This is a genomic window from Microcoleus sp. (assembly GCF_049646505.1).
In the GTDB taxonomy this organism is placed as follows: domain Bacteria; phylum Cyanobacteriota; class Cyanobacteriia; order Cyanobacteriales; family Microcoleaceae; genus Microcoleus.
In genome coordinates, this window is record NZ_JBARVX010000416.1 from 1 (window position 1) to 10,208 (window position 10,208).

Consider the following 10,208-nt stretch of genomic DNA (forward strand, 5'->3'; position numbering starts at 1 on the left):
TAGGAGATTGCCAGGAGAATCCTGTCTGGGGCTGGTACAGCAACTGCCCGATCGACCGGAGTGCAAACGGGGTTTCAAGGACACCCGCGCTCAAATCCTGTAGGAGTAAAAAACAGCGACAAGCGAATTTCAAAGGTGGTACCCGCCACGTACTCGATCCGTGGAATCAATCCGTCGAATCAATCGGGAGCATCTAAAATCTCAAATCCTCAAGCCCCCGAATTTATCCGTGGAATCAATCCAAAATCTAAAATCTAAAATCTAAAATCGAATGACACAGGTCGATCGATCGATTCAAATGAACTAAGATTTTATCCTGAAAGTTAGCTAAAACATTTATTTTTAACCTCATGTATATTTCTCCAGAACAAGACCAAAAAATTCGCTACATTATGCGCGAGTGCGGCCAGGAAGCTTACAAGCTGGCGGCGCAACCTTTTGAAGTTTGCCAGAAAGGCCCGGACGACTACGTGACGAGTATCGATCGCTACTTAGACGGACAATTATCGGCAGCATTTAACGCTTTGTTTCCTGAAGACGGCACGATCGCAGAGGAAAACATCGCCTCCAGAGCAGCTTACTCGGCCAATTACTCGCGGCTGTGGTGCATCGATCCGATCGACGGGACGGAGGGATTTATTCAGGGAAAACAGCACTACGCCGTGATGGTGGGACTGCTGGTTGAGGCCGAACCAGTGGCCGGTTGGATCTATGCCCCGGCTTTTGACAAAATGTATTTTGGAGGCAAAGATTGGGGATTGTTCCAAAGTGTCGGAGTCGAAGCGCCGCAGCCGATCGCCCCGTGCCAACCCCCGGCTCCGACAGCGAACAATTGTAAAATTATTCTCGGAGACAAAGACCAGAAAAACTACGGCGGGGCGATCGCCCAAAGCATCCCCGGTGCCGAATTTTACTCGCTCGGCAGTTTTGGCTTAAAAGTGATGGAAGTCATAGAAGGTCGAGCCGGTTTGTACCTGTATTTCAACGGCAGAGTTAAAGTGTGGGATACCGCCGGCCCCCTGGCTCTAGCAAAAGCCGCCGGATTGGTTTGTTGCGACTTGCAAGGTCAACCGCTGAGGTGGACGAAAGATGCGATCGATCCTGAGTCCCTGGCTCACACGCAGTCGATCGCGATCGGCTGGCCCGACTACATAGAATCTCTGTTGGGCAAAGTTCAAAAGGCACTGACACTTTTGTAAACCCGTTTAAGATTAAAGAATCTGCCAATTTTAAGTGAAGCGCGCCTCTGTACCCTTATCATCAATTACATAAGCTGCCAGAAGCAAGTTTCACTGTGTCTGAGATGTCGGTCTCGTTCGCTTTGTGTCAATCTTATTTAGCAGCAACAGATTGTTGGTTTTCTCAAACAGCGATCGTTCCCTAGCTGTTCGCTGTGGCTCAATCATATTTCCCAACTCCGCGAGTTTGCATGAAGACAGAAGCTTTCAGTGAGCTGTTCCCCCTATTTAAGGGTGCCAACCCAGAAACCTTGGGAGGGCTGCTATCCAATGCCGTCAAGCACGAGTATCCCCCGGGCCGAGCTGTAGTCATGGAGGATTCTTGGGGCAACGCCATTTATTTTGTGGTGTCCGGCTGGGTCAAAGTCCGGCGCTTGTCAAACGATCGAGCTGTATCGATGGCTATTTTAGGACGGGGTGCTTTCTTCGGCGAAATGGCGATTCTTGACGAATCTCCGCGATCGAATGACGTACTTGCTCTATCGCCCGTGCGGCTGATCAGCGTCACGGCCCAGCGATTTATCCAAACCCTGTTTAAAGATCCGCAACTGCACCACCGGATGCTGCAACTGATGGTGCGGCGGCTCCGCCAAACCAATCAGCGCTCTCAACTGAGCAACCGCCAACCAGCGGTTAAACTAGCAAATACTATAGTCGAGCTGGCAGAAAACTACGGTCAAAAAACTGCTGAAGGCAAAGATATCTTTAACATCCCCTATCAAGACTTAGCTGATGTGACAGATATCACCTTAGATGAAACCAGCAAAATTATGGAAAAACTCGATAGTAAAGGCTGGCTCAAAATCGACCCAGAGCGCCAAACTATCCATTTGATCAACCTCAAGCACTTGATTAATTTAGCAAGTCAATGACTGATGTTACTTCTTTGGATATCTCCTCCGCTGCCGGCAACGCGATCGCGCAGCGAACAGCACCGACAATTCAATATTGGGTGGCGATGCCCAATCCCGAATCCCACCTGTTTGAAGTGACTTTGCGCGTGCAAGGTTGGTCGCAGCCGGTGCTGGATTTGAAAATGCCTGTCTGGACTCCCGGTTCTTACTTGATTCGAGAGTACGCCCGCCACCTGCAAGATTTTCGAGCGCGATCCTCTTCGGAGTCTTGGCTAACGGGCGATTCCCTGCGGGAGAGCTCTGCTTCACGAAATTTACCTTGGCGCAAAATTAGCAAAAATCATTGGCAAATCGAGACAAATTCAGTGTCAGATGTCACGGTTTGCTACCGGATTTTTGCCAACGAACTGACAGTGCGAACCAATCATTTAGACTCGACTCACGGTTATTTCAATCCAGCAGCTTTGTGCTTTTTCTTGCCCGGTTTCGAGCGCAATACCTACACCGTGACCGCTGTACCGCCGCAGCCCCAATGGCGCACCGTGACTACTTTGCCTCCTGTTTCCGGGCAGGATCTGACTTTCGCTGCTGCTGATTTTGATACCCTGGCCGACAGTCCTTTTGAGATTGGCTGTCACGAAGTGTACGATTTTGAAGTAATGGGAAAACCCCACCAGCTAGTGGTTTGGGGGAAAGGTAATTTAGAACCGGATCGGGCGATTAAAGATATCAAGAAAGTCATAGAAGTTGAGGCAGAAATGTTTGGCGGTTTGCCTTACGAACAATATGTGTTTTTGCTGCATTTGTCCGGCGCCGGTTTTGGCGGTTTGGAACACAAGGAAAGCTGCACTCTCAACTATCCGCGTTTTGGTTTTCGGGCTAAGGAAAAATACGAGCGCTTTATTCAATTGGTGGCTCACGAGTTTTTTCACCTCTGGAATGTCAAGCGAATTAGACCGAAAGCTCTCGAAGTGTTTGACTACGAACAAGAAAATTATACTCCTTCTTTATGGTTTTCTGAAGGCACGACCAGTTATTATGATTTGGTGATTCCTTTTCGTTCTGGTCTCTACAATGTGAAAGGTTTTTTCCAAAATTTATCGAAGGAAATTACTCGCTTGGAGACGACTCCGGGGCGGAAGGTGCAGCCGGCAAGCGAGTCGAGCTGGGATGCTTGGATTAAACTTTATCGCAGAGATGCTAATAGCGACAATTCGCAGATTTCCTATTATTTGAAAGGGGAACTTGTTTCGTTTTTGCTCGATTTGTTGATTCGAGCCAAACACGGTAACGCCCGATCGCTCGATGATGTGATGCGTTTGATGTGGCAGCAGTTTGGTAAGGGTGGTTCTGCTGAAAATGAAGATTTTGACCTGAAGCCGCCAACAGAGGCCGAGCCGGGGCAGATAACATCAAACGGACGGTTAAATTCTGATGCGCGACCGACAGAAATCGGCTTTACTCCCGAACAGTTGCAAAGGGCGATCGAGTCTGTCGCCGATCTGGATTTGAGCGACTTTTTTGCGCGGTATGTAGACGGCACTGAAGAGCTGCCTTACAACAAATATCTCGAACCTTTCGGGCTGCAAGTTTCGGTAGATGAAACCAACCAAATTCCTCGCACCGGTTGGATTTTGGGAACGGAAAACGGGCGGGAAATGATTAAATTTGTGGAAGCAGAATCTCCGGCGCAGTTGGCCGGAATTGACGCTGGGGACGAGTTGCTGGCGATCGCGGGTTGGAGGGTAGCCAACGCAGAACAAGCGGGCGAAAGGCTGAAAGATTACCAGCCTGGTGACACGTTAGAGGTGACAGTGTTTCACCAAGACGAACTGCGGACTTGTTCTGTTACTCTCGCCCGGCCGCGCCCCGGCCGTTACTCGATCGTGCCGGTCGATCGACCCAGCGCAATTCAGAAACAAAACTTTACTGGATGGCTGGGAGTTCCCCTATCGCACTTGTGACATCATGGTTAGTAGTCAGTTGTTATTTGGCAGTTGGCAGTTAGCAGTTGGCAGTTGGCAGTTGTTGCCATTAGCTAATAAGAAATAACAAATAACAAATAACAACTAACAACTAACAACTAACAAATTCCCAATTAAAATTATGCAAACCCCACCACCTCCATCAATTACGCCCCGCCAAATGAACCTGCTGAGAATAGTTGCTTCAATGGCCTGGGCTGACGGCGAGCTCGCGACAGAAGAAGTTAATTTAATGCTCGATCGCTTTTGCAGTTTGTTCGATTCCGGTGCCGGAAAAGAACAAATGCAGCAGGAACTCCGGGATTACATCATGCAAAATATCCCCCTTGACGAGTTGATTGACCAACTAGAAACTCAAGCAGAAAAGGAATTAGTCTTGCAACTCGGCTATCAAGTCATTGCCTCTAGTTCTCGCACTCCCGACGAACCAAAAATTAACGCTGAAGAAGCCGCAGCTTATCAAAAATTAGTGCAGTTGCTGAATCTTCCAGAAGATGCGGTGAAGCGTATTGAAGCCGAAGCATCGGCGGCAGATAATTCCGAGGGAATTGTAGAGAAGATGGCTCAGAAATTAGAAGATTTCATCCAAGGCTAGATCGGGACCATCGGCGGTTGAAACCGCGCCAGCAGTCAAACTTGCGTCCACTTGCCTGCGGGTTCGCAAAAATAATGTAATTTCAACCGTCCAGTCTTTTTCAACCCGCGAGCGCAGGATTTTGTTTGTATAAACCTGGTTTCAAAAGGTAGTATTTTAATATTTTTATCTCCGTAATTTCTCTCTGTTGTTTATATTCACGATGGTGCACTATAGAGAAACCAATATAATGACAGGAATCAAAAATTATGCTGCCAGCTTTAAGGATTTCTGGCTATGACTTGCAAGAACTTATCCATCAAGGAACTAACACGGTTATTTATCGGGCGGTGTCGCTGACAAACCGACAGCCTGCCATCCTCAAAGTTTTAAATACAGAATATCCTACCCTAGAACAAATAACTCGCTTAAAACACGAATATCAGATCGCCGTAAATCTCGATTGCGAACACGCTGTCAAAGTCGATCGGCTAGAAACTCACCCGAATTGCTTGGTATTAGTCCTAGAAGATTTTGGAGGCGTATCCCTCAAACAGTTGATGGCAAGGGCCCAGAATGCTGCCAGCAGCACAAATGTTACCGCAGCAGCAACCGCGCCTTACCAATTGCCGATCGCCCAATTTTTAAACATCGCCATCCAATTAGCAAAAGCTTTAATATTCCTGCATCAAAATCAAATTATTCATAAAGACATAAAACCAGCTAATATTATCATAAATTCGGAAACAAATCAAGTAAAACTTGCAGATTTCAGCATTGCTTCGCGGTTAAATAAAGAAACCCAGCACTTAAAAAATCCCGATCGCCTAGAAGGAACTCTCGCCTATATGTCCCCGGAACAAACCGGGCGGATGAATCGCGCCGTAGACTACCGCAGCGACTTCTACTCTCTAGGTGTCACCTTTTACGAATTGCTGACAGGAAAACTGCCATTTGACAGCAGCGATCCGCTGGAATTAGTCCACTGTCACATTGCCAAACAACCAATTCCCCTTCAACAATTAAACCCGCAAATTCCCCAAATTTTCGCAGAAATTGCCGAAAAACTCATGGCAAAGAATGCCGAAGATAGGTATCAAAGTGCCGCGGGGCTGTTAGCAGATTTAGAAAACTGCCAAAAGCAAAATTTGAGTGAAGCTACAATTTCTCAGTTTATTCTCGGACAACTAGACGCGATGAGTCGGTTGTTAATTCCGCAAAAACTTTACGGGCGAGAAAAACAAATAGCACAATTATTGCAAGCGTTCGATCGCGCCAGCAATGGCAGCGGTGAAATTGTCTTGGTAGGTGGCTATTCCGGTATTGGCAAATCAGCATTAGTCCACGAAATTCTGCGTAATTTAACCAGGCAGCGCGGCTACTTAATATCGGGAAAATTTGACCAGTTCAAGCGCAATGTTCCCTATGCTTGTTTCAATCAAGCCATGCGGAGTTTGGTGCAGCAGATTTTGACCGAAAGCCAAAGTCAGATTGAATTGTGGCGGGAAACACTGCTCGATGTTTTGGATGCTAATGCTGGAATTGCGATCGAAGCAATCCCCGAATTAGAATTTATTTTAGGCCCGCAACCAGACGTACCAGAACTCGGCCCCATAGAATCTCAAAACCGCTTCAACCGAGTGATGCAGCAATTCCTCCAAGCAATTGCCACAGCCGAACATCCCTTAGTAATGTTTCTCGATGACTGCCAGTGGATAGATGCTGCAACCGTCAAAATGTACGAACAAAATTGCCTCGAAAAAATCCCTTACTTGCTGGTGATTGTTGCTTATCGGGATAACGAAGTCAGCCCGACACATCCATTTATGCTGGCCAACGAAACAATCCGGGCAGCGGGAGTTCCGATGACAGCTATTACTTTAGAACCGCTAACAATTAATTTCGCTACTCAATTAGTGGCTGAAACTTTGAACTGTGCTGCTGAAACAGCGCTGCCGCTAGCAAATTTGCTCGTTAAAAAGACTGACGGCAACCCATTCTTTCTCAAACAAACGCTGAAGTATTTGCATCAAAAAAGCTGGTTGAGATTTGACCCGCAGGCTGCTGAGTGGCAGTGGGATATTAAATATATTGAACGCCAAAATATTTCGGAAAACGTTGTTGATTTGATGGTTGACAAAATTCAAACTTTGTCAACTGCAACCCAAAAAATTTTACAATTAGCTGCTTGTATAGACAATCAGTTTAGTTTGGATGTACTGTCGGTGGCTAGCGGACAATCTTGGACGGAAACAGCGCAGGATTTGTGGGAAGCGTTGCAGGTGGGGTTGATTTTACCTGTAGACAATAGCTATCGGATACCGCAAGTATTTGAGGCCCAAGAGTTGAATAAGTTGGGGGAAACGGCCGGAGATGTGTGCTACAAATTTATGCACGATCGCGTTCAGCAAGCTGCTTGTGCCATGATTCCTGACGTACAGAAAGCACCGGTGCATTTAGCGATCGGGCGTTTGTTGCTGCACAGAAGTACCGCAGCCCAACGGGAAGAACGAATTTTTGATATTGTCAATCATTTGAATTTTGCTGGCGGGTTGATTTGCGAGTTAAACGAAAAGTATGAATTAGCCCAGTTAAATTTGCAGGCTGGCAAAACTGCGAAAGCTGCTTCTGCGTTTGAAACGGCGCTGAGTTTTTTCCAGTCGGGCTGCAACTGTTTGCCGGCCCAAAGCTGGGAAGATAATTATGAGTTAACTTTGGCGCTGTATTTTGAACTCGGCGAAGCGGAATATTTGAACGGGAAAAATGATGAAGGTTTGGAAATTCTAGATGGGATTTTACCCCGAACTAGGACATTGTTAGAACGGTGTAAGATTAATGAATTGAAAATGATTTGTCTGCGGATGAAAAATGATTTACCTGCTGCTTATCAGTTGGGTATTGAAACGCTGCAATTGTTGGGAATTGAGTTTGAGGCTTACCCGGATGATGGGTATTTGCTGCGGGAGTTGGCGAAGACGAAGGAGATGATTGGGGAATCCATTGCCGATTTAGCCGATTTACCGACACTCACCGATCCGCTGCAACTCGCCGCCCACCGGATTTTGAAAGAACTTTTTCCGATCGCTTTTTTGACAAATTCCAACGCTAATTTTTTGTGTGGGATGAAGTTGGTGCAGGCGACAATCGAACACGGAAATTGCCGGATTTCCGCCTTGGGCTACATTTTGTATGCTTTTACTTTGATTGTTAAATATGGCGAAATTGAGGCTGGTTTGGCAGCAGGAGAACTGGGTTTAACTCTCTACAAACGTTGGGATGCTAAAGAGTTAGGTGCTTATATTTTGCATATGTGGGGGGCTTTCACTTTGCACCGCATTAAATATATTGATGAGTCGAAGGTTTTTATTCTTAAAGCTTTTAATAGCGGTTTAGAGACAGGTGCTTATCAGTGGTCGGGATATGCTGCGGTTAATTGTCTTTGGCTGAGCTTCTTCGGCAATGAATCGCTGCAAAAAACTACCGCAGTTGTTGAGAAATTTTTACCTGTTTTGCAAAAAATTGACCGCAATATGTTAGCAGTTTTTCAGCTCAATAAATCGGCAATTTTTCAGCTTACTTGTGCTGCTGAAAGTGCAGAAAATTCCCCAATTTTCATCGACGAAGAGTCGCTATTAGAATTTGCTGAAGCCTCGGCAGATTTGACGACTTCTTTTATGGTTTATCTCTACAGACTAACCGTGGCGAATTGGTTTGGCGAGGTCGATCGGGCGTTAGAATATGCCAATATTGGTGCTAAATTCTTACCAGGTGTTGCCGGGACTTTCCTGAGTCCGGTTTTTTGCTTCCACCGGGCTGTAGCCCTTGCTGCTGCTTGTACAGATGCCAGCAGCGAGGACGATCGCCAACTATACCTAGAACAGTTTAACATTTGCCTGGAAGAACTTCGAGAGTTTGCGAAAAACTGCCCTGCAAATTACCAGCACAAATATTTAGCCATCCGGGCGGAAGCGGCGCGGTTGTCGGGACAAAAGTATGAGGCGGCAGAATGCTACGATAGTGCGATCGCCCTCGCAATAGAAAACGGCTTCATTCAAGATGCAGCGCTGGTTAATGAATTAGCAGCCCGATTTTATTTATCCCAAAACCGGCTGATTTTCGTCAAAAATTATCTCAGCAATGCCAGAGTTTGTTACATCCAGTGGGGCGCAACAGCAAAAGTCCGCCAACTCGAACAATACTATGGGAATTTATTTCCTGAAGCTGTAGAATCGCGGATTGCAGCAACTGTAACTGCGAGTACATCCAGTCATGCTAATATTTTGGATTTAGCAACAGTAATCAAAGCATCTCAGGCAATTTATAGTGAAATTGTTTTAGAAAAGTTGTTAAAAAAACTGCTGCACATTATCTTAGAAAATGCTGGCGCACAGAAAGGCTGTATTATTTTAGAACGAAACGGGCAACTGTTTGTTGAAGTGTCAGATACTATCCAGCAGGAGTCAGCAATATTTCAAGAGTCAATGCTTGTTGAAAATAGTGCAGATATTCCTATTTCTATAGTCAAGTACGTTGGGATAACTCAGCAAATTCTGGTGTTGAGTCATGCGGCTAAAGAAACAATTTACCAATCAGATATTTACATTCAAAATTACCAACCAAAATCTATTTTATGCGCGCCTATTTTGTATCAAACCAAGTTGATTGGCATTGTATATTTAGAGAATAATCTGGCAACAGGAGCATTTACGCGCGATCGCCTGGAACTGTTGCAGTTATTAACGGCACAAGCGGCGATCGCCATTGAGAACGCCCGTATATACGCCCAGGAACAACACAAATCCCGCGAGTTGGCTGAATCTCTCGAAAACCTGCAACAGTCCCAAGTCGAAATCGTCCAAAAAGAACAGGAGTACCGCAGCATATTTGAGGCAATAGCAGACGGACTTTCGCTGATAGATTTGCAGACGGGTAAAGTCATTGCAGCTAACCCCGCACTAAGTCAAATATTTGGCTATTCTGAGCAAGAGTTTGTGCAGTTAAATCCGCCCGATTATATTCTTCCAGAGTATCTGCCTTTATTCGCCGAGTTCCAACAAACTGTCAGCAGACGCGAAGAATTTACCTGTCAAGCTGTCATACAGAGAAAAAACGGCACGCTGTGCGATATTGAGGTAAAAGGAAACTTTTTGGAGTACGGCGGTCAACCCCACGGCCTGGTGATCAATCGGGATATTAGCGATCGCAAGCGCGCCGAAAAAGCCCTGCAAACATCGGAAGCTCAATTGAGACAAAAAGCTGAAGATTTAGAAGCAATACTCGTTCAACTCCAGCAAACTCAAGCACAATTAGTTCAAACAGAAAAAATCTCGCAACTCGGACAACTGGTAGCTGGAGTAGCCCACGAAGTCAACAATCCCGTGAGCTTTATTTCTGGTAACTTGCATCATGCCAAAGATTATATTAGCGACTTGATAAATTTAGTTCAGGTTTATCAAGACAACTTTCCCGAACCCGGGCAACAAATTTTAGATGAAATAGAAGCGATTGAATTAGAATATTTAGTAGAAGATTTGCCGAAGATGATTGACTCGATGAA

The 10,208-nt window shown here is 45.8% G+C and carries 5 protein-coding genes; all 5 read left to right on the plus strand.

The features are described 5' to 3' along the window. The first annotated feature begins 350 nt into the window (after positions 1–350). Positions 351–1,199 carry a 3'(2'),5'-bisphosphate nucleotidase CysQ family protein gene (locus WBA89_RS20600; RefSeq protein ID WP_424409065.1) on the plus strand — a complete coding sequence of 283 codons (849 nt, stop codon included), beginning with the start codon at positions 351–353 and terminating at the stop codon, positions 1,197–1,199. A 230-nt stretch (positions 1,200–1,429) separates the two neighbouring features. Then, a complete protein-coding gene (locus tag WBA89_RS20605) occupies positions 1,430–2,110 on the plus strand; it encodes a Crp/Fnr family transcriptional regulator (RefSeq protein WP_424409066.1) in 681 nt (226 codons plus the stop codon). Then, entirely contained in the window at positions 2,107–4,056 is a 1,950-nt protein-coding gene (locus tag WBA89_RS20610; RefSeq protein WP_424409068.1) for a M61 family metallopeptidase, read from the plus strand. The genes WBA89_RS20605 and WBA89_RS20610 overlap by 4 nt, the downstream gene beginning before the upstream one ends. A gap of 142 nt (positions 4,057–4,198) precedes the next feature. Then, complete coding sequence (locus WBA89_RS20615; protein WP_424409069.1) at positions 4,199–4,672, plus strand: TerB family tellurite resistance protein; 474 nt, start codon at positions 4,199–4,201, stop codon at positions 4,670–4,672. Between the two features lie 248 nt (positions 4,673–4,920). After that, on the plus strand, positions 4,921–10,208 hold a 5,288-nt coding region (locus tag WBA89_RS20620; RefSeq protein WP_424409071.1), incomplete at its 3' end, for an AAA family ATPase.

Coding starts and splice junctions, on each gene's coding strand:
- WBA89_RS20600 (WP_424409065.1), top strand. CDS start 351: ATGTATATTTCTCCAGAACAAGACCAAAAAATTCGCTACATTATGCGC.
- WBA89_RS20610 (WP_424409068.1), top strand. CDS start 2,107: ATGACTGATGTTACTTCTTTGGATATCTCCTCCGCTGCCGGCAACGCG.
- WBA89_RS20615 (WP_424409069.1), top strand. CDS start 4,199: ATGCAAACCCCACCACCTCCATCAATTACGCCCCGCCAAATGAACCTG.
- WBA89_RS20605 (WP_424409066.1), top strand. CDS start 1,430: ATGAAGACAGAAGCTTTCAGTGAGCTGTTCCCCCTATTTAAGGGTGCC.